The sequence below is a fragment of the Alteromonas sp. KUL49 genome (assembly GCF_006538345.1).
In the GTDB taxonomy this organism is placed as follows: Bacteria; Pseudomonadota; Gammaproteobacteria; order Enterobacterales; family Alteromonadaceae; genus Alteromonas.
Genome location: NZ_BJKL01000003.1, coordinates 457,622 through 476,407, shown reverse-complemented (window position 1 = coordinate 476,407; position 18,786 = coordinate 457,622). Strand labels below are relative to the sequence as shown.

Sequence of the window (18,786 nt, the reverse complement as noted above, 5' to 3'; positions counted from 1 at the left end):
TTTTTATCTAAATAACGAATACAGCTTTGCCGCAACACAATTGGCCCTCGCAATGTTGGGTATGGGTGCGACCTTACGTGTGACAGACTTCGTGAGAGTAGCAAAATATCCCTATTCCTTTAACGTTGGATTAGTTGCGCAAATTGTGGGGGTAGTGCTTGTTGTACTCGCGTTTATTGGCGGTTTGAACATTGCCACCGGCGTTGTCATAGGCCTCGCTCTTTGTGCTGCGGTTCCGGGGGGAACCACATCTAACATATTTACTCACCTAGCAAAGGGAAATACGGCGCTTTCAGTCTCTTTGACCACTATTTGTAGTATCGCGTGTTTGGTAACAGCACCAGTAATTCTTGGTTTATTATTGTCGGCAGACTTACCTGATGATTTTTCAATGCCAAGTAGTGTAATAGCGAGAGATATTATCATTAACCTGTTGTTACCCCTCGCTGTGGGTATGGTTATCCTGAAAAAGATACCATCAGTCGCGTCGTTTTTATCCGCATGGTCAATTCGATTGTCTTTACTCATCATCGCAGCAATTGTTGTTGGTGCGGCAGGTGCAGGGCGACTCGATCTAAAAGCATTCGGTATGGATAACGTGGCAATAATTGCAAGTTTCGCGGCTGCTCTTTTGGTGATGTCTGTTGCGGTAGGTTATCTCAACAAAAGACCAAGTGAGGATATTATCGCAATCGCTATGGAAGTGACTGTTAGAAACATTAATCTTGGACTGTTGATTCACGTAGCATTGTTTTCTTCTGGGAGTTACTCCGAACAAGTCGCGAACCAAGCGCTACTCGCTATGTTGCTATACGGGGCATTACAAATGTTGATGTGTATTCCGATCATTTTTGCAGGTCGCTGGTTAGCACGTTAGTGTGTCTACCAGCACCATTTATTGTATTACATTGAAACCTTGCCGGTTAATATGTCCTTGTACATCACCCAATCACCCATAAGGCTGTAGAATGGATGTTTGAAGGTCGCAGGTTTATTGTGCTCGTAAAAAAATGGCCAATCCAAGCGAATCCATAACCGGCGAGTGGCACAAACCACAGAGCAAGCCAGTTTTGCGTAACAAGAGCATATCCGATAATGGCCAGAACAAGGGTAGAACCGACGAAATGTAAGCGTCGGCAATTCTGGTTGCTGTGCTCTTCAAGGTAGTAGGGGTAGAAGTCTGCGAACGAATTGAATGATTGCATGACGTATTCTTTGTATTATTTTAGTTAACACTATCGTAACAATACATCATGAGCTAGTGCAAATCGATCGTTGTAGCTCGAGAGACATAATCATGCCGATATTCGAAATCGTTAATACGCGAACCCCTCTGCATTAAGCCATTCTCTTGCTTGGATCGTCAGGCATACTTACATTAAATTGCTTTAGTTTTATTCGTCCGTGATCGTTTACTACAGCTTCTCGAACCAAATTATTTTTCACCCCCTGATTAAGCAGCCAAATAAGTGTAGGTTCTACGTCTGGTGTTGCTAATTCCCATTCATCAATATCACTGATCATTGCCCAAGGTTTGCCAAACAAGAGCTTTGTTTTCTCTAATGCATCTGCAGCATAGAGTTTCATAGTCTCTGCATTCCAAGCACCTATGCATTTAACGTGGAATATTCTGTTGCTTACCAACATAGAATATTGACCATGTGGTTGAAAAATTGACATGCTAAATTCGCCCGATTACCAATATAAAAAACGAACAGAAGAGGCATCTGCGTCTTCTTTAAGTTATAGGTAAAGACGCATAAAAATGCACGTAACTACTCATGCTACTTTCGACTGAAACATCATTGATTATTTTCACTCTTCGACGGGCGCATAGCTATCGAAAGAATATTGCTGCCAGAGATATAACGACGTCCCTCCGTTAATAATTGACACTGAGAAATTAGTAATCTTGGTTAAAACCCTCTTAAAAAATGTAGTAGTATTATCGAAAAGATATATGACATAAGGATCAAGTGTGAATTGTACAAGTTGTAAAAATGGCGTGTTGCGTCCCAGTTTTATTGACGGACTTTTTAGAGGCCATACGTGTACTAACTGTGAAGGCAATTGGATCTTAATCGAAGACTTTGTTAGCTGGAAAGAACAAAACCCTGAGCATCAAATTCCAGAACCAACCGAATGGTCTGAAGATAAACTCGATGACACTGCTTCAGCTTTATTGTGTCCTGTGACGGGCACAATCATGAGGAAGTTCAAAGTATCCGCAAAAACGCCCCACCGAGTAGATTACAGTACTGCTGTTGGCGGAATTTGGTTAGATAAAGGTGAATGGGAGCTACTCAAGTCTGAGGGAATTGCAGGCTCGCTGAACAACCTTGTCACTCAGCAATGGCAGACAAAAATAAGAGAAGAAAGTGCTTCAAATACCTTTGCTGAAATCTATCAATCTAAATTTGGCACAGACAACTACGCTAAAATAAAGGAAATAAGAGAGTGGTTAAATGCCCAACCTCAAAAAGCGGATCTTAGAGCATACCTTTTAGCGGAAAATCCTTATTCAGCCATTGAATGAGACAGTAAATACTTGATTAAGCGCTGTCGGGCGTACTGAGCCGCGCTATTAATTCAGTGGAACTTTCCTGAACAATCATTGTTTAACTCATAATGAGTATTAACGCTACATAGAGGATTTCATGGAAGGAAGTTGTAACTGTAAAGAGGTAACTTTTGTTACCTCTAAAAACATCAAAGCTATTCTCAATTGCCACTGTAATCTTTGCCGTAAAATGAACGGTAGCGCATTTTCAACTTATGTAGTTGTACCGACTGATGAATTTTCTTTAGTGAGTGGCACGCTCACACGGGTTCAAGTGTCTGAAAATGCATCCAAAAGCTTTTGCGCAACCTGCGGTACGCCAATCTATAATGAGAATCCCAAATATATAGGGCTGACCATCATTCACTTGGGCGCATTAGACAATATCGATGATTTATCGCCAGCCGTTGACACTTTTTGTGAATCTCAATTGGAATGGATAGAAAATATGCGTAATCTTACCAAACTAGAAAAAGGGATTAGTTAGTCATACTAACGCAGTAATGGTTCCATCAACGTAAAGGAACAATTATGGATATAAATAATGTGTTGGCGTTTGTTGCAGTGGCAACACTTTTAGTGGTTTCTCCTGGGCCAAATGGTTTTTTAGTCACTAAAACCGTTAGTTTGTGGGGACGTAAAGCGGGTTTCGCCAACGTCGCTGGCTTCTTGGGTGCCTTTTATGTTCATGGCACTTTATCTATTTTCGGGATCTCATTGTTACTAGTTCAATCTGCTACTGCATTTTTTTATCTTTAAAATGCTCGGGGCAGCTTATCTTATATGGATTGGTATCAAGTCGCTAAAGAGTGCCATATCAACCAAAACGTCTTTGAATGAAAAAGTTCGCGAAGTACCACGCAGTGCGCCTTCATTAATTGGTGCCTTTCTTGAGGGGTTTGTTACGAATACCTTGAACCCAAAAGTTTCAATGTTTTACTTAGCGGCTTTTCCTCAGTTTATGTCGCAGGGGAGTTCTGCTTTTGATGCGTACACCTTGGTAACGGCCCATGCTATTGTTAATTTCCTCTGGTTTGCACTAATGGTTATGGCCCTTAGCCGGGTTAAATACGCCGCAAATAACGAGCGATTTAAACGTTGGCTAAACTCGATTACCGGTATTGTTTTTATAGGCTTTGGTGCCAAGTTAGCGCTACTGAGAAGTAGCTAAACTACCAACAATCATAAAGTTGAAAGTTAAGGACGATTTTTTATGGTATCTCTAGAATTTCTAATGACATCACTTGTTGTGGTGTTAATTCCCGGTACGGGAGTTTTATACACTGTGGCAACGGGCTTATTTATCGGAAAACGAGCTAGTGTTTTTGCTGCTATCGGGTGCACATTAGGTATCATACCGGCCCTGTTGGCCAGTGCATTAGGTCTTGCCGCGGTATTTCATACCAGTGCGATAGCCTTTCAACTCGTAAAGTATATAGGTGCAGCCTACTTACTTTACTTGGCTTGGCAAATGTGGCGCTCTTCTTCGTCGTTGTCTGTAGCTAACGAAGGTAGTAACAAAGGGTATCTTGATGTAATGGTAAAGGGATTTCTGCTGAACATCCTTAATCCAAAGTTATCCATATTCTTTCTTGCTTTTCTGCCTCAATTTATCCCTGCGTCAGCTCAAAGTGCGTTAGTGAGTATGTTTACCCTTGGTGGCGTTTTCATGGCTTTGACGTTTGCCGTATTTTTACTGTATGGGTTTCTCTCTGGGTTATTTAGCGAATACATTGTTAAATCAGATAAGCTCAGTGTACTTATTCAAAGAGTGTTCGCCTCTAGCTTCGCTGCGCTGGGTGTAAAGTTAGCGTTAAGCGAACGTGCATAACTCAATTTCTTTAACGAGTATAAGGATATAAAAATGATTGCCAAAGGTACATTTGAGGTGGATTTGACCCCAATTAGCGAGGATAGCCATCCTGCTGGGCGTATGACCATAGACAAAGTATACAGTGGTGACTTTGTTGGTAAAGGCGTTGGTCAAATGCTGAGTAAACGCACAGAGGCCGGAGCGTCTGCATATTGTGCGATTGAAGAGGTCGAAGGCGTACTTAACGGAAAATCTGGAGGATTTACGCTTATACACAATGGCGTCATGTCTGCAGATACCTCATCTTTAGAGATTACTATTTTACCAGGTTCCGGTAGAGGTGAGTTATTAGGTATTACGGGTAAAAAAGAAATTGTACAGAGCAAAGAAGGCCATCAGTATATTCTTACTTTTTCGATGCCGTAACGCTGATTTTTTAAAACTAACTACTGAAAAATGACTCTGTGATGAAAATAGGCGTTGCTCAAGTACCCTCGTTAAAAGGTGATGTTGCATCGAATATCAAGACGCATATAAGTGCGATTGAGCTTGCAATAGAACTGGGTATTTCTTATTTAGTTTTCCCTGAACTGTCTCTTACTGGATATGAACCAGAACTGTGTAAGGGGTTGGCGTTTGAACTTAACGATCGACGATTAGAGCCGATTAAACAACTTCTCGCTAATCGTGAACTTACCGTGTGTGTTGGAGCGCCGCTTCGAACGGAAGCGCATCCTGCTATTGGGGCGATGATTCTACCTTCAAAAGGCCAAACCCAAGTGTACACCAAGATGCACTTGCATTCGGGAGAGGATGAGTATTTTAGCGCTGGTGCTGACTATCATTTCATAAGTATTGGAGGTAAAACCGTCGCTAATGCCATATGTGCAGATACTAACGAGACTTCTCATGCAAGATATTGCCTCACTAATGGAGCATCGGTATACATGGCAGGAGTTCTGATCACCAAGTCAGGCTATGACGCAGACACCAGTGCGCTTAGAGGTTACTCTTCAGACTTTAATGCACTAGTGGCAATGGCCAATCATAATGCTCCTTCGGGGGGCTATCACCCATGCGGTAAAAGCGCCATATGGTACCAAGGTAAACTTATTGCTACGGCGAATGAAACGGACAGTGCTTTGGTGATTGCCGAATATAATAGCGAGAAATGGGAAGGTAACATTGTCAGAATATAGCACTTTTCACAGTAGGATTATGCCGTGACCTACGACGAATTTAATACATTCTGTAGCGAGCTACCTGCAACGACAAATGTCATACAGTGGGGTAATGCCTCTGTGTGGAAAGTGGGTGGGAAAGTCTTTGCCATTGGTGGTTGGGAATCTGAAAGCAAGCCCGCTTTCACTTTTAAAACATCAGAACAGAATTACTATTTCCTTGAACAAAAAGCAGGGTATCGACCTGCACCATACTTGGCGAGCAGAGGAATGAAATGGATCCAGCAGTTTGATTGCAATGCTGAAGAAGATGAAGAACTTGAATACTATCTAAAAGCGTCTTATCAACTTGTTTCGCTCGGGTTGACAAAGAAGAAACAAAAAGAGCTTGGCTTAAATCAGGATTAGGGGGCATTCTTGGCCGCACGGTACATGGATGTAGCTCAAGTGACTATTTCTTATAATTAACAAAGGACGTTTAATGACACCTTCAATACACTGCAAAAAAACCCAGCAGTATTTTTACTCATTTTTTTAAGCTTGCTGTGGTGTTTGTTTTGCTTTTAGTACCCTTGGCTGGTTTCGCCAGTGACCATCAATTCTATGATGCGAAGTCTGGTGTGGCCATTTCAGGCCTAAGCTGGGTAGATTCAATTGATTCTCAAGCATTTAGTGATCGATTTACTGTGTTTAAGTTAAATCCTAATCGACCACGCTTTTTTGCAACAGGAGCCTTAGTCGAAGTGGGGGAACAAATAGACGTAACGTTAATTATTGATACGTTAATTGATAGTTCCAAAAGTTCCTATCCCGATATAGCGATAGTAGAGTCTCAGCCTGTTTATGGAGAATTTAAAAACTTAAGTGTTTCTGGAGTGTTAGTTAAAGCACATTTCACAGGAAGTAAAATGAAGCTATGTGACACCTATGTTGCCTACCAACTGCCGGATTTCACAACGTTTGTACTCACGCTAAATAGTCCTGTTGACGAGTGTCTCGATAAAAACTCATTTTTAAGGGATAGAATTGCCGAAATATTGGCTCACACTTCGATAGAAAAGTAAGTTTTTGAGGCGCGCTGTTCTTTGTTAGTTAAGATGAGGGGATAAAGGTATGGAATTTCAAACTTGGCTACTTTACGTTATTGCGGTTTTTGTTTTGACTGCATCACCCGGGCCTAGTGTATTGTTATGTATGACCAAAGCTGTGACTGCTGGATTTCATGCGTCACTCCGTACCGCATTGGGCAGTTTAACCGCCATTTTAGGTATTATGACGCTTTCGTTTACTGGTCTCGGGATTGTTGTTTCGTCATCTGAGTTTGTTTTTACCGTTATTAAGTGGGGTGGGGCTGCATATCTTATTTATTTGGGGTACAAAGCATTCACGTCTTCAGAAGACAGCTACCAGGTCAAATCAGTAGATAGTCAACTTGTAAGTCGAGCTAAATGGTCTCTTTTTAGGAGTGGTTTTCTCGTTGGTGCCAGTAACCCTAAAGCTATCGTGTTTTTTACCGCACTTTTTCCTCAGTTCATTTCTCCAAACGATTCTTTGATGGTTCAGTATCTCGTATTTTGTTCTACCTTTGCTGTATTAGAACTGGGCTGGTTGGTGTTTTATGCTTATTTAGGTGCTTGCTCTTCAGACTGGATTTTAAAGAGGGGCCGAGCCAAATTTTTCAATAGGTTGACTGGAAGTACCTTTATTAGCGCGGGAGTTCTGCTTTCTGTGTCTGAACGGTAATCGGAGGGGCTGTGAAACTAGACGTTTTTGGTACAAGGGTCGAAGTCACAAATAGAAATGGAGAATGGTTGGTGTTTTATTCGGGCCCTGACGGCAAAAAGCGCAAAGCTGAGGATATCTTGATCCCCAACCATATTTTACAAAACGAAGTGATTAGCTATGTGGGAGACCTCTGTCATGAGTGGGCAACACCTGAAAAGTCAGAGGTGAAGGTCGTCGAGTAGTTTCAGAAACCCGAATAGCATTAAGTAACTTCATCAAACATTCAAAGGAAGCCAGTATGTACAAAGGCTCGTGCTTATGTGGCGCTATTCACGTAGAGTTACATGGCGCCATTAGCGATATTATTCATTGTCACTGCTCACTATGCCGCAAGAATAGCGGCACAGCATATGCGACCAATGGTTTTATTAATACGAAAGAATTCAAAGTTAACGATCCGGGTAATAAGCTGACGTACTATGAGTTTAAACCGGGCAAGAAAAGACATTTTTGCTCCGTATGTGCATCACCAATATACAGTTCAAATGCTGATAACCCCGAGTTTCTGAGGTTACGACTTGGACTACTAGATTCCGCTATTGATGAACGGCCTATGTCTCACAATTTTGTAGATTCAAAGGCTAACTGGGACGACCTGGACGCAGAAATTCCACGATATCCCACTTTTGAACCTTCTAGGTTGTGATTGGTTGTAGTCGAGTGCGTGGTTGTTACGCGCGTTATAACGTTTAGGAAATTATTGGAAGCAAAGGGATAATTGAATGCCATATGTTAATGTCCAAATTACCAAAGGCGCGACAAGAGAGCAAAAAGCTGAAATTGTTGCTGATATTACTCATTCACTGCAAAGGGTATTGGGTAAAAAACCCGAATATACGCATGTAGTGATTCAAGAAATCGAAGACCAAGACTGGGGTTATGCAGGTTTGTTAACCGACGATTGGAAGCAACAGCAGAGTTAAATCAATCTTGGTAGCTTGAGGTTCAATAGGAGTAGATGTTTTGTCGAAGACATTAATATTTGGAAATTCTGGTGCTGGTAAATCGACTCTTGCAAAAGCAATGAGTGAATACCAAGGGGTAGGGCATTTGGATTTGGATACTGTCGCCTGGTTGCCGAGCTCGCCTCCCGAGCGAATGCCCATTAATGAGTCTATGGAAAAAATTACCAGTTTTCTCAATAAGAATACGCACTGGGTCATCGAAGGTTGCTACGCAGATTTGATATCGCAAGTGACACCTCATGCGGACAAAATTGTATTTTTGAATCTTCCTACATCTGTGTGTGTCGACAATGCTAAAGCTAGACCATGGGAGCCTCACAAATATGAGAGTAAGGAAGCACAGGATGCAAACCTCGATATGTTGCTAGACTGGATAAAAGACTATGATAATCGAACCGATACCTTCTCAAGGGTGAGTCATCAACGGTTGTTCGATAATTTTGATGGTGAAAATATTATGGTGACCACAAACGAAGAATCCAAAGCATTACAAGAACGCCCTTAGAGCATAAGAATATAGTTTTTCAATAGTGAGTGTTCATGGGTTAGTCGTTGGCGACAAGTTATTAAGGACTTTTTAATGAAATACATTATCGTACTTGCACTCATTGCTAGTCACGTTGTAGTGGGGATTGTGGGATTTGCTATTGGCATTTATACGTTGCCAATTCTCACAGCGCCTGAATCTCCCTCAACACAGCAAATATCGCAGGTCTCAAGCGACCAGTTGTTTGAAGGGCAGTTTGTGAAAACACTCCAAGACAGTGACTCATTACATTGGGGCGAAGGCATTTTATCGGTTTCAGCGTCTGCTGTTGCCTTTTCAGGTGAGCTAGCGCCTGGACCCGACTATAAGCTTTATCTCTCTCCAACCTTTGTGGAAACTGAAGCTGATTTCAAACGACTAAAATCAACCATGGTTAAGGTTGGTGACATTAAAACCTTTAACAATTTCATTGTGGAGGTTCCCACACATATCGACCCTGCGAGCTACACCAGTGCTATCGTGTGGTGTGAGTCTTTTGATGAGTTTATTACTGCTGCTAAGTATAACTAAGAGCATCGATTAGGCTGTCTTGATGGTTAGCTCCAATCGTTTATGCTAGGCTGTCGGGAATTTACATTGTTTTCACTAAAACGGAGAGTGGAATGAAAAACCTACGTAGTGCGCTATTAATTTTAGCGGTTGTTGTGATGTTTCCAATGAATGCTTTAGCCAATGAGTTAGCCCGTGGATACAGTGATAACGAACTGATACAAATACTTACCACCGATGGCTACACTGCAGTATCGCAAATAGAAGACGGCATGATTAGAATTAAAATCGATGGTCGCAGTTACATCCTATTCAATAAACCAGATGGTGACCTGCAGTTATACTACGCAATTACGGGCGTAGATATTTCTTATGTCGATGTAAATGAATGGAATAAAACTAAACGTTTGTCTAAAGCTTATTTAGACAATGATAACGATCCTGTGCTAGAAGCCGACTTGTTGGCAAATGGTGGTATAAGCCATAAACACGTTACCGAGTTCTTCGATATTTTCCTCTTGTCTGTGAGTAGTTTTAGAGACTTCATTCTAGAAAACGATGCGAGCTAAGTCTCTTTCCTTTGCGTAGTATCACACTTGCACAATATGTAGAAAAGCGAAATGGTGTGCCTTTGGGTGCACCAGATTCTCTAAAAAATATGCTGATACGCTCGCTGTCAGCGCCTAATTTCAGTACGTTTTGGCACTACTGGAACCCTATTTGGGGATACTATTTAAGCAAATTGGTCATGAGGCCGTTAGCGAGGTTTCTACCCAAGCCAATCGCGCTTCTGCTAACTTTTATCACCAGCGGTTTATTTCACGATCTCGCTATATTCTTGGTTAAACGAGAGAGGGTGGGATTTCTCTCCTTGTGGTTTGGCTATATGGGTATCGCGGTAATAGTGACTACATTTTTAAATATGAGCACCAAAACCTTGCCCCTATGGGTGCGCGGTGTAGTCAATATTGCTATTATTGCCGGGTGCTTCATTTGTGCAAAAGTTACGGATGTTTCCCATTTTATTTAACTCTGTCATTTAAATTCTGTTGTTATGAATTCCCCCGAAAAGTCTCTATCATTTCCTAAACAGACCATCAGTATTGGTCTAGTTAACCCCAAGAATGCCGTCAATGTAGCGTCGATTTTGCGTGCAGCCGGCTGCTATGGTGTGTCTAGCGTGTTCTATACGGGTCAAAGGTATCGCTTTGCGAAAGACTTTAATGCTGACACAAAAGCTTTTCATAAAGTTATTCCCACGGTGGGTGTAGAAAACCTCAAAGACGTGAAGCCCGACGGGGCGAGAGTTGTTGCTGTAGAACTCGTTGAGGGCGCAATACCTTTGCCATCGTTTGAGCATCCCAAAAACGCTTTTTATGTGTTTGGCCCAGAGGACGGAAGCCTAGGAGAGGATGTCTTATCTTGGTGCGATGATGTTGTTTATGTACCAACCTATTCGTGTATGAATCTAGCAGCGACTGCAAATGTTGTGCTTTACGACCGATTAGCGAAGAGTGAGTATGAACAAGGCGATGCGCTCATACGAAACAGCAGAGACAATAACAACACGACAAAAATAGTACGATAAACAGCCACAAGCCTCACTGAATACGTATGTAATTGTGTTAACAAGTGATTAACGCGTATGCTTATGTTTTATGTTAATTGACTAGCTAAAAACTATGCATGGTACTGTATTAAAAAATAAATCTGTTTTTCGTTTGAGTGTTGTTGGAATTGCCGTGATGTCTCTTCTATCTTGTAAAGAGAGTCCTCAAATCGCTGAACCTCAACAGGTTAGTCAAAGTGTGGTAGAACAAGCCAATACCTCGGAAGTGAGTAACCAGAAGTCTTCAAAATTTGTGGTTTACCAAGTCTTTACCCGTTTGTTCGGTAACACAAATACATCAAATATCCCCTGGGGTACGTTAGAACAAAACGGCGTCGGTAAATTTAGCGACTTCACGCCACAAGCACTACAGAGTATTAAAGACCTTGGTACCACACATATTTGGTACACAGGGGTTCCGCATCATGCTTTAGTCACCGACTATACGCACGTGGGTATATCCCTCGATGATCCCGACGTTATAAAAGGTAGAGCTGGGTCGCCGTACGCAGTAAAAGACTACTACAACGTTAACCCTGATCTTGCTGATGATCCAGAAAGTCGCCTTGAAGAATTCGAAGCGCTGATTGAACGCACTCATGAAGCGGGAATGAAAGTGGTGATTGATATTGTGCCAAATCACGTGGCCCGTCGCTATGAATCCTTATCTGCACCCGATGGTGTTGTTGATTTCGGTGCACATGATGACACAAGTGTAGAGTATCGCAGAGACAATGACTTTTACTATGTACCAGACCAAGCCTTCAGCGTGCCAGAAAATCATAGTGCATTGGTGTTGGGCGGTGAGTCGCATCCAATGTCGGATGGTAACTTTGCCGAGACGCCTGCAAAGTGGACGGGTAATGGCGCAAGAGCGGCACAGCCTTCAGTCAATGATTGGTATGAAACTGTCAAAATAAACTACGGTGTACGTCCAGACGGCACCTATGACTTTCCCACATTACCGCCAGAGTATGCAGCAATGGGGCACAAGGCCCATGCCGATTTTTGGGCAGGCAAAGAGTTACCTGCTTCTTGGTTTAAGTTCAGAGACATTGCTCTGTATTGGCTGGATAAAGGGGTTGATGGCTTTAGGTTTGATATGGCTGAAATGGTACCCGTAGAGTTTTGGTCGTTTTTGAACTCTTCCATTAAGCAACAAAACCCTGATGCATTCCTTTTGGCAGAGGTCTATCAGCCTGACAAATATCGAGACTACTTAGCACTTGGCAAAATGGATTATCTTTATGACAAGGTGGGTTTTTACGACACCTTAAAAGCCATTATGCAGGGGAGTGGTAAGGTGTCTGACCTTGTTGCTATCCACGCTGAGGTAAGCGATATAGCACCGCAAATGCTGCACTTTCTAGAAAATCACGACGAGCAGCGTATTGCGAGTCCAGATTTTGCGGGAAGTGCAGAGCGGGGTAAACCTGCGCTAGTGGTTTCTGCCACCATTAGCCAATCTCCAACACTGCTTTACTTTGGTCAAGATGTGGGTGAAGACGGCAGTGAAGATATGGGCTTTGGCGACCCAACACGAACCTCAATTTTTGATTATGCTGGTGTGCCTGCCCATCAACGATGGATGAATGGCGGTGCCTTTGATGGTGGTCAATCTAGCGAACAAGAGCGTTCACTTCGCGCATACTACGAGCGGGTAATGACTATCACCACCAAAGAAGCCGCTATTGCTGGAAATTACATAAGTCTGCATCAACACAATTTGGTTCTCGATAACAATTATTCTGAACAACAATTTGCATTTATTCGTTCCACTGGAAAAGAGCACTTACTTGTAGTGTCAAATTTTGCCAGCGAACCCGTCTCGTCAGTCATGATTAATATACCCAAATCAGCCATCGCTAATTTTGACAGTCTTGCAGAAAGCCTCTCATTGCCAGATTTACTCAACGACAGCGTAGTCACAGCGACTACCGATGATCAAGGGATCACGGTCAATTTGTCACTCGACATTAATGGCAGCGTGATTTTGAAATTGTAAACAGGCCGGGTATTCCGCCAATTCCGTGAATACGTATGCATGATATTGGTCTGACACGCTCAACAGAGTAGTATGTTGAGCGAGTTAACGTATTGTTAACAGACCAATTAACCTTGTGTTAGCACTAACCAAATCAGCGATATTGGTGTTTTAAGGAGTGACGAATGGCATTGAGTGAAAGAATGATCACATTGAGATTGCCTCGCTTGTTTATACCTCTAGCACTTGTTTGCGCTAGTGTATTCAGTGCCTCTACTACGTTGGCCTCTGATTTATCTGTGTCACCACCTAACTGGTGGGCAGGTATGGAGGATAGTACCGTAGAGTTGATGATCTATGGTGATTCTATCGCATCTGCTGATGTGTCGATCAATGTGGCCGATGTAAGCATTGTCGAGACAAAACACCTAGACTCAGAGAACTACTTGTTCGTGACTTTGAACCTTACCAAGGCTCAACCGCAAAACCTAGCCATCACAATTTCTTATGAAGACGACACAACCACTGTCCTAGATTATGAGATCAAAGCAAGAGAAGAGGGCTCTGCGTCTCGCCAAGGGTTTCAGCCGAAAGATGCTATTTACCTTATTGCACCTGACCGTTTTGCCAACGGGGATACATCAAACGATTCGCTAGAAGGGTATGCAGATAAGCTCAACCGAGACTATAAAGGTGGACGTCACGGCGGTGATATTGCAGGGATAAAACAGCATTTAGATTATTTGGCAGATATGGGTTTCACTCAAATTTGGACCATGCCCATGTTAGAAAATGCCATGGATAAGTACTCTTACCATGGCTACTCAACCACCGACTATTATCTGATTGATCCCCGCTTTGGAACTAACCAAGAATATGTAGATTTGAGTGAGGCCGCTGCCGACAAAGGAATAGGTATTATTATGGATATGGTGTTGAACCACATTGGTAGTGAACACCTGTGGATGAAAGATATGCCATCCCATGATTGGATCCACCATAATGGATCGTTTTCGCCTACATCACATCGCCGAGAAGCGCTACATGACCCCAATGGAATTGCTTCTGATATTGCAGCATTTGCTGATGGTTGGTTCGTGCCAACAATGCCAGACTTAAATCAAAAGCACCCCCAACTTGCTAATTATCTTATTCAAAATGCAATTTGGTGGGTGGAATATGCCAGTTTGAGCGGTATACGGGTAGACACTTATTCATACTCTGACAAAGCATTTTTAGCCGACTGGACGAGTCGAATTATGCAGGAGTACCCAAATTTCAATATTGTCGGTGAAGAGTGGTCGGTGAATCCCGCAATTACCGCATATTGGCAGGCAGGTTCGCCTCGTTATGACGACTACCAAAGTGCACTACCTAGTGTTATGGACTTTCCGTTACAAGTGAATGTGACCAATGCGCTTCTCGCTGAGGAAACCTGGAATACGGGATTAACCAATATCTATCAAACCTTAGCATCAGATTTTCTCTACGGTGACGCTGGCAATCTCGTAGTGTTTCCTGACAATCACGATATGAGCCGAATATTCAGCCAACTCAACGAAGACAAAGCCCGTTGGAATATGGCAATGACGTTCTTCTTGACGGTACGAGGCGTTCCTCAAGTCTTTTATGGTACAGAGATATTGATGAAAAACCCGGGAACGGGTGATCACGGTATCATCAGAACTGATTTTCCCGGTGGTTGGGCGTCTGACACAACTAATGGTTTCACGGGTATTGGCTTATCGCAAGACGCTTTATGGGCACAAGCACGGGTAAAACAATTATTGTCGCTGCGTAAGACTATGCCAGAAGTATTCAATGGTGAAATGAAGCACTACGCTCCTGTTAATGGTGTTTATACTTACATTAGGTTGCCAGATGAAGGTAAAGCTTCAGAAAACCGGATCATTGTAGTGCTTAACAAAAATGACGAAGACATTGCTTTTGATATGCAAGTCTTTGAATGGGCCTTGGAAGGCCAGGCGTCAGTAAGACGACTTTACGATGGCAAAACTATTGCCATAGATTCACCGATTACGGTTTCTCCCATGTCGGCAACTGTCTTCGTCGTTGACTAAATTTATTACAACAAAAAATAGAGTGGAATAATGCAGGTATCACAACCACGTTTATCATTTTGGCAAATATGGAATGTCAGTTTTGGCTTCTTGGGTGTTCAATTTGGATTCGCACTACAAAATGCGAATGTAAGTAGAATACTCTCAGACTTGGGTGCTGATTTGCACTCTCTTTCTTTGTTTTGGTTGGTTGCGCCAATTATGGGGCTTATCGTTCAGCCCATCGTAGGTTCAGCATCGGATAGAACGTGGAATAGACTAGGGCGACGTAGACCATTTATTCTTGCCGGTGCAATAGCTGCGGTAGTTGGCATGATATTGCTACCTAACGCACCAATATTCGTTGCATTTCTTGCCCCTATGTTAATGGGTGCACTGATGGTTGCATTGATGGACGCGTCGTTTAACGTGTGCTTTCAACCCTTCCGTTCACTTGTGTCAGATATGGTACCTGCCTCGCAACGAAACATTGGTTATTCAGTACAGTCGCTGCTCATAAACATTGGTGCAGTCATTGGTTCAATTTTACCGTTTGTACTCACCAATGTGATTGGCCTAGAAAACACTGCCCAAATGGGTGAGGTTGCACCATCTGTCATGTGGGCGTTCTACATCGGCGCTACTGTGCTGCTTGGCACCGTGCTTTGGACTGTGTTTAGAACCAAAGAATATGCGCCTGAAGATTACAATAAGTACAAAGGCCTTGATGCTGTATCGACCACCGAAGAAAAATTGTCTACAGGAGAACGCCTTAAAGGATTCTTTACCCTTGTCGGTGAAATGCCACCAATGATGCGCCAGTTAGCGGTTGTCCAGTTCTTCTCATGGTTTGCATTGTTCATCATGTGGGTATACACCACGCCAGCCATTACCCAGCACATTTGGGGCGTAGATAAACAGTGGTTCGATCCAGATTACATTGCCTCGGTAGCTGTCGTACCAGAAGCAATCTCTGCAGCCAAAGGCGCTGCCGGCGATTGGGTTGGTATTCTGTTTGCTGCATATTCCGTCTTCGCTGCACTGTTTTCTATTGTATTAGCCAAACTTGCTGACACCCTAGGAAGAAAGCTAGTTTACGGTGGCGCGCTAGCGCTGGGTGGTATCAGCTACGTCAGCTTCTTACTATTCCAAGACCTTAATGCAGTTAACGTTAACTTATTGATCACTGAAGTCACTGTGCCACAGGGTGCTGTAAACCTACTTATTCCAATGATAGGGATTGGTATTGCATGGGCAGCGATTTTGGCAATGCCTTATGCCATGTTGGCAGGAGCACTTCCTGCGAATAAAACGGGCGTGTATATGGGCATATTTAACTTCACAGTAGCAGCACCTCAGATCGTTTCCGGTCTTACCGCGGGTTGGATCTTGAGTAGCGTGTTTGATAATGACGCGAAATACATCATCGTGGTTGCGGGTATTTCCATGCTACTTGGGGCCATCAGTGTTTATTTTGTCAAAGAACCGAAGTCTGCAGAAGTGTCAGCGTAATAGGAAGTTAGCTACTAATGAATTTTCGTAAAAATACAATCGCATTATCTATGGCATTAGCAACGTTGACCGGATGCGCGTCAACGGAAACTGCCGTTTCAAAATCTCCAGAAATTTACGGTACTAAAACGCCTTTTGCTGCAGAGGCTGTTTATTTTGTTATGACTGACCGCTTTGTTGACGGTGATGCAGCCAACAACTTTGAAGACCAAGGTGGTGACAACCCCACATGGATGCTTCCGTTAGAAGGTGAGAATGGAGAGAAAGCTTATGTTGGTTACATGGGAGGTGACCTAAGAGGGATCCTAGATAATGGTGAATATATCGCTAATATGGGATTCACTGCGGTATGGATGACGCCAGTGGTCGACAACCCAGATGAACATTTTACCGGTGATGAGCAAATCACCTATGGCGGCCAGTTTAAAGACGGCGGTAAAACTGGGTATCACGGGTATTGGGCGACAAACTTCTACAAAGCTGATGAACATTTAGTGAGTGAAGATTTGTCGGTGGCTCAATATACACAGGCCATGCGAGACCAGTTTGGCCTTAAATCAGTGTTTGATATTGTAGGTAACCATGGAACGCCCAGTTTTACCATGCCGCAAGACCAACAAGGGTTTGGCGAGCTCTATGATATTGATGGCAATCTGGTGGCCGATCATCAAAACTTAGCGCCTGAAGCACTCGACCCTGAGAACAACCCGTTACATAGCTTTTTTCACAACTACCCAGACCTAGTGAAATTGTCTAACTTAGATGATGAGAACCCCGTGGTTCGAGATTATCTTATCAATAGCTATTTGTATTGGATTTCTCAGGGCGCTGACGCATTTCGCATAGATACTATTCGACACGTGCCTCACAGCTTTTGGCGAGAGGCTGCAGATCGCATCAGAGAAGTTAAGCCAGACTTCTTTATGTTTGGCGAGAGCTTTCAATACGATGCTAATTTTATTGCACAACATACCTTACCGAAAAACGGTGGGGTGAGCGTTCTTGATTTTCCTATGCAAAAAGCCATGCTCAGCGTATTCGAAAATCCAGCAGAGAGTGACTATGCCGTACTTGCTGATGTACTTTACTTGACCCATGGTCCTTATAATAATCCTTATGATCTGACAACGTTTTACGATAACCACGATATGCCTCGTATGAATGCCACTGACGATGGTTTTATCAATGCTCATAACTGGTTATTCACCGCTCGTGGTATCCCAGTGGTGTATCAAGGGTCCGAAATCGGTTTTATGCGCGGTACTGCTGAGCACTCAGGTAATCGCAACTATTTTGGTCAAGATAATATTGAACTTGCGAAAACTCACCATATTCAAAATAACTTATCGACGATCGCCAACGTCAGAAAAGCAACACCTGCGCTTCAGCGAGGTTTGCAGTACAACATTGAGTTGAACGGTCACAAAGCGGCGTTTTATCGCGTGTTGCAAGATGAAAATTCTCAGCAAACTGCGTTAGTGCTTTTGAATAAAGGTACAGAAGCGCAAGGCTTTGAAGTCTTAGACTACCTAGAGCCTGGTTTGTGGAAAGAGGCTATCAGCGGCGAGGAAGTCAGTATTGCGCAAGGGGAAAGTCTAACATCGACTGTTGATGCAAATGGTGTTCAGGTGTGGGTGCGCGACGGCGCGATTTTAAACCCTGAGTTTATCGACCTACTAAGCCAGCAAATGAGCTATCAGTAGCTATTTGTATTCACAAAGGGCACGCATTCTATCTGTTAAGCGTGCCCTTTATTGTTTGCGGGAACTGCTAACTTAATTGCAACCACGCTTTCAATTTATCTATTTCGTTTGTTGTTAATGTTTGTCGAGCAATCCACTCGTTTGCTTCATCAAGGGATTGTGTGCGCAAAAAGTCCAGTGACGGTAAAGCTACGAATTTCAACAGATGATCTGAGTACTTGTTTTCGTCAACAACCCAGCATTCAGCAACTTGTGCTCTACGATCGAGCTCAATATCCGTTTTAAATTCTGACTTTTTCACTTCGTCAGAACAAATCCATCCTCGCATATCCACAAAAACAACGAATTGACGTGATTTAAAACGCGCAAAAGCCTGAGCTAAATCAGTAATGTAGGCGATATCGGTGACAATATCCCAATAGCCGGTTTTTCTGACTAAAATCATTGAGGATACGATATCGATAGAGAAAGTTGCTTTGTTCAAAAAGGTGCCTCAGAAGGGTTAGAAATGGATGCAATGTGCCAATGAGTAAAAGTTGGTCACATTTTAACCTAAGGCAAGTCTGAGTGCATTTAGC

General features: G+C 42.9%; 25 protein-coding genes and 1 pseudogene. 23 read left to right on the top strand and 3 right to left on the bottom strand.

What is annotated here, in order from left to right:
• Positions 1-877 (top strand): bile acid:sodium symporter family protein (locus tag EYS00_RS07935; protein WP_130636011.1); only part of this gene is annotated, 877 nt, incomplete at its 5' end.
• 26 nt (positions 878-903) lie between these two features.
• Here EYS00_RS07935 and EYS00_RS07930 read toward each other — a convergent pair.
• Positions 904-1,205: pseudogene (locus EYS00_RS07930) on the bottom strand (Mpo1-like protein).
• 133 nt (positions 1,206-1,338) lie between these two features.
• On the bottom strand, positions 1,339-1,680 hold the full coding sequence (locus tag EYS00_RS07925; RefSeq protein WP_130636010.1) for a hypothetical protein: 342 nt from the start codon (positions 1,678-1,680) through the stop codon (positions 1,339-1,341).
• A gap of 298 nt (positions 1,681-1,978) precedes the next feature.
• Between EYS00_RS07925 and EYS00_RS07920 the strand changes: the two genes are divergently transcribed.
• The 22 genes from EYS00_RS07920 to EYS00_RS07825 all read left to right on the top strand — a co-directional run bounded on the left by EYS00_RS07920 (position 1,979) and on the right by EYS00_RS07825 (position 18,208).
• The gene (locus EYS00_RS07920; protein WP_130636009.1) at positions 1,979-2,536 is read left to right on the top strand and encodes a zf-TFIIB domain-containing protein; all 558 of its coding nucleotides are present in this window, start codon (positions 1,979-1,981) and stop codon (positions 2,534-2,536) included.
• A 121-nt stretch (positions 2,537-2,657) separates the two neighbouring features.
• Complete coding sequence (locus EYS00_RS07915; protein ID WP_130636008.1) at positions 2,658-3,047, top strand: GFA family protein; 390 nt, start codon at positions 2,658-2,660, stop codon at positions 3,045-3,047.
• 44 nt (positions 3,048-3,091) lie between these two features.
• Positions 3,092-3,319: a hypothetical protein gene (locus EYS00_RS20690; RefSeq protein ID WP_207301692.1), complete on the top strand. Its 228-nt coding sequence runs from the start codon at positions 3,092-3,094 to the stop codon at positions 3,317-3,319.
• A 1-nt stretch (position 3,320) separates the two neighbouring features.
• Entirely contained in the window at positions 3,321-3,731 is a 411-nt protein-coding gene (locus tag EYS00_RS20685; protein WP_207301691.1) for a LysE family translocator, read from the top strand.
• Positions 3,732-3,794: 63 nt separating this feature from the next.
• Entirely contained in the window at positions 3,795-4,391 is a 597-nt protein-coding gene (locus EYS00_RS07905; protein ID WP_242618697.1) for a LysE family translocator, read from the top strand.
• 33 nt (positions 4,392-4,424) lie between these two features.
• Positions 4,425-4,799, top strand: a complete 375-nt coding sequence (locus tag EYS00_RS07900; protein WP_130636006.1) for a DUF3224 domain-containing protein — start codon at positions 4,425-4,427, stop codon at positions 4,797-4,799.
• Between the two features lie 41 nt (positions 4,800-4,840).
• A complete protein-coding gene (locus tag EYS00_RS07895) occupies positions 4,841-5,572 on the top strand; it encodes a carbon-nitrogen hydrolase family protein (RefSeq protein WP_181412792.1) in 732 nt (243 codons plus the stop codon).
• 24 nt (positions 5,573-5,596) lie between these two features.
• Entirely contained in the window at positions 5,597-5,962 is a 366-nt protein-coding gene (locus EYS00_RS20505; protein ID WP_181412791.1) for an MmcQ/YjbR family DNA-binding protein, read from the top strand.
• 149 nt (positions 5,963-6,111) lie between these two features.
• A complete protein-coding gene (locus EYS00_RS07890; protein WP_130636005.1) occupies positions 6,112-6,618 on the top strand; it encodes a hypothetical protein in 507 nt (168 codons plus the stop codon).
• Between the two features lie 49 nt (positions 6,619-6,667).
• On the top strand, positions 6,668-7,297 hold the full coding sequence (locus tag EYS00_RS07885; protein WP_130636004.1) for a LysE family translocator: 630 nt from the start codon (positions 6,668-6,670) through the stop codon (positions 7,295-7,297).
• Positions 7,298-7,308: 11 nt separating this feature from the next.
• The gene (locus tag EYS00_RS07880) at positions 7,309-7,521 is read left to right on the top strand and encodes a hypothetical protein (RefSeq protein WP_130636003.1); all 213 of its coding nucleotides are present in this window, start codon (positions 7,309-7,311) and stop codon (positions 7,519-7,521) included.
• Between the two features lie 56 nt (positions 7,522-7,577).
• Positions 7,578-7,985 (top strand): GFA family protein, encoded by a 408-nt coding sequence (locus EYS00_RS07875; RefSeq protein WP_130636002.1) that lies wholly within the window; start codon positions 7,578-7,580, stop codon positions 7,983-7,985.
• A 76-nt stretch (positions 7,986-8,061) separates the two neighbouring features.
• Positions 8,062-8,262 (top strand): 4-oxalocrotonate tautomerase family protein, encoded by a 201-nt coding sequence (locus tag EYS00_RS07870; RefSeq protein ID WP_130636001.1) that lies wholly within the window; start codon positions 8,062-8,064, stop codon positions 8,260-8,262.
• Positions 8,263-8,302: 40 nt separating this feature from the next.
• The gene (locus EYS00_RS07865) at positions 8,303-8,809 is read left to right on the top strand and encodes an AAA family ATPase (protein ID WP_130636000.1); all 507 of its coding nucleotides are present in this window, start codon (positions 8,303-8,305) and stop codon (positions 8,807-8,809) included.
• A gap of 75 nt (positions 8,810-8,884) precedes the next feature.
• A complete protein-coding gene (locus EYS00_RS07860; protein ID WP_130635999.1) occupies positions 8,885-9,361 on the top strand; it encodes a DM13 domain-containing protein in 477 nt (158 codons plus the stop codon).
• 92 nt (positions 9,362-9,453) lie between these two features.
• Positions 9,454-9,909, top strand: coding sequence for a YbjN domain-containing protein (locus EYS00_RS07855; protein ID WP_130635998.1), 456 nt, complete (start codon positions 9,454-9,456; stop codon positions 9,907-9,909).
• Positions 9,910-9,920: 11 nt separating this feature from the next.
• Entirely contained in the window at positions 9,921-10,370 is a 450-nt protein-coding gene (locus EYS00_RS07850; protein WP_242618696.1) for an MBOAT family O-acyltransferase, read from the top strand.
• Positions 10,371-10,394: 24 nt separating this feature from the next.
• Positions 10,395-10,928 carry an RNA methyltransferase gene (locus EYS00_RS07845; RefSeq protein WP_130635997.1) on the top strand — a complete coding sequence of 178 codons (534 nt, stop codon included), beginning with the start codon at positions 10,395-10,397 and terminating at the stop codon, positions 10,926-10,928.
• A gap of 157 nt (positions 10,929-11,085) precedes the next feature.
• The gene (locus tag EYS00_RS07840; RefSeq protein WP_130635996.1) at positions 11,086-12,954 is read left to right on the top strand and encodes an alpha-amylase family glycosyl hydrolase; all 1,869 of its coding nucleotides are present in this window, start codon (positions 11,086-11,088) and stop codon (positions 12,952-12,954) included.
• Between the two features lie 164 nt (positions 12,955-13,118).
• The gene (locus EYS00_RS07835; RefSeq protein ID WP_130635995.1) at positions 13,119-15,014 is read left to right on the top strand and encodes a glycoside hydrolase family 13 protein; all 1,896 of its coding nucleotides are present in this window, start codon (positions 13,119-13,121) and stop codon (positions 15,012-15,014) included.
• A 30-nt stretch (positions 15,015-15,044) separates the two neighbouring features.
• Positions 15,045-16,505, top strand: a complete 1,461-nt coding sequence (locus EYS00_RS07830) for an MFS transporter (protein ID WP_130635994.1) — start codon at positions 15,045-15,047, stop codon at positions 16,503-16,505.
• Between the two features lie 17 nt (positions 16,506-16,522).
• A complete protein-coding gene (locus tag EYS00_RS07825; protein ID WP_130635993.1) occupies positions 16,523-18,208 on the top strand; it encodes an alpha-amylase family glycosyl hydrolase in 1,686 nt (561 codons plus the stop codon).
• Between the two features lie 67 nt (positions 18,209-18,275).
• Here EYS00_RS07825 and EYS00_RS07820 read toward each other — a convergent pair whose 3' ends face one another.
• Positions 18,276-18,692, bottom strand: a complete 417-nt coding sequence (locus EYS00_RS07820; RefSeq protein WP_130635992.1) for a hypothetical protein — start codon at positions 18,690-18,692, stop codon at positions 18,276-18,278.
• Positions 18,693-18,786 lie beyond the last annotated feature (94 nt).

Coding starts and splice junctions, on each gene's coding strand:
- EYS00_RS07860 (WP_130635999.1), top strand. CDS start 8,885: ATGAAATACATTATCGTACTTGCACTCATTGCTAGTCACGTTGTAGTG.
- EYS00_RS07900 (WP_130636006.1), top strand. CDS start 4,425: ATGATTGCCAAAGGTACATTTGAGGTGGATTTGACCCCAATTAGCGAG.
- EYS00_RS07885 (WP_130636004.1), top strand. CDS start 6,668: ATGGAATTTCAAACTTGGCTACTTTACGTTATTGCGGTTTTTGTTTTG.
- EYS00_RS20685 (WP_207301691.1), top strand. CDS start 3,321: ATGCTCGGGGCAGCTTATCTTATATGGATTGGTATCAAGTCGCTAAAG.
- EYS00_RS07845 (WP_130635997.1), top strand. CDS start 10,395: ATGAATTCCCCCGAAAAGTCTCTATCATTTCCTAAACAGACCATCAGT.
- EYS00_RS07895 (WP_181412792.1), top strand. CDS start 4,841: ATGAAAATAGGCGTTGCTCAAGTACCCTCGTTAAAAGGTGATGTTGCA.
- EYS00_RS20690 (WP_207301692.1), top strand. CDS start 3,092: ATGGATATAAATAATGTGTTGGCGTTTGTTGCAGTGGCAACACTTTTA.
- EYS00_RS07830 (WP_130635994.1), top strand. CDS start 15,045: ATGCAGGTATCACAACCACGTTTATCATTTTGGCAAATATGGAATGTC.
- EYS00_RS07835 (WP_130635995.1), top strand. CDS start 13,119: ATGGCATTGAGTGAAAGAATGATCACATTGAGATTGCCTCGCTTGTTT.
- EYS00_RS07870 (WP_130636001.1), top strand. CDS start 8,062: ATGCCATATGTTAATGTCCAAATTACCAAAGGCGCGACAAGAGAGCAA.
- EYS00_RS07905 (WP_242618697.1), top strand. CDS start 3,795: ATGACATCACTTGTTGTGGTGTTAATTCCCGGTACGGGAGTTTTATAC.
- EYS00_RS07925 (WP_130636010.1), bottom strand. CDS start 1,680: ATGTCAATTTTTCAACCACATGGTCAATATTCTATGTTGGTAAGCAAC.
- EYS00_RS07915 (WP_130636008.1), top strand. CDS start 2,658: ATGGAAGGAAGTTGTAACTGTAAAGAGGTAACTTTTGTTACCTCTAAA.
- EYS00_RS07855 (WP_130635998.1), top strand. CDS start 9,454: ATGAAAAACCTACGTAGTGCGCTATTAATTTTAGCGGTTGTTGTGATG.
- EYS00_RS07825 (WP_130635993.1), top strand. CDS start 16,523: ATGAATTTTCGTAAAAATACAATCGCATTATCTATGGCATTAGCAACG.
- EYS00_RS07875 (WP_130636002.1), top strand. CDS start 7,578: ATGTACAAAGGCTCGTGCTTATGTGGCGCTATTCACGTAGAGTTACAT.
- EYS00_RS07840 (WP_130635996.1), top strand. CDS start 11,086: ATGTCTCTTCTATCTTGTAAAGAGAGTCCTCAAATCGCTGAACCTCAA.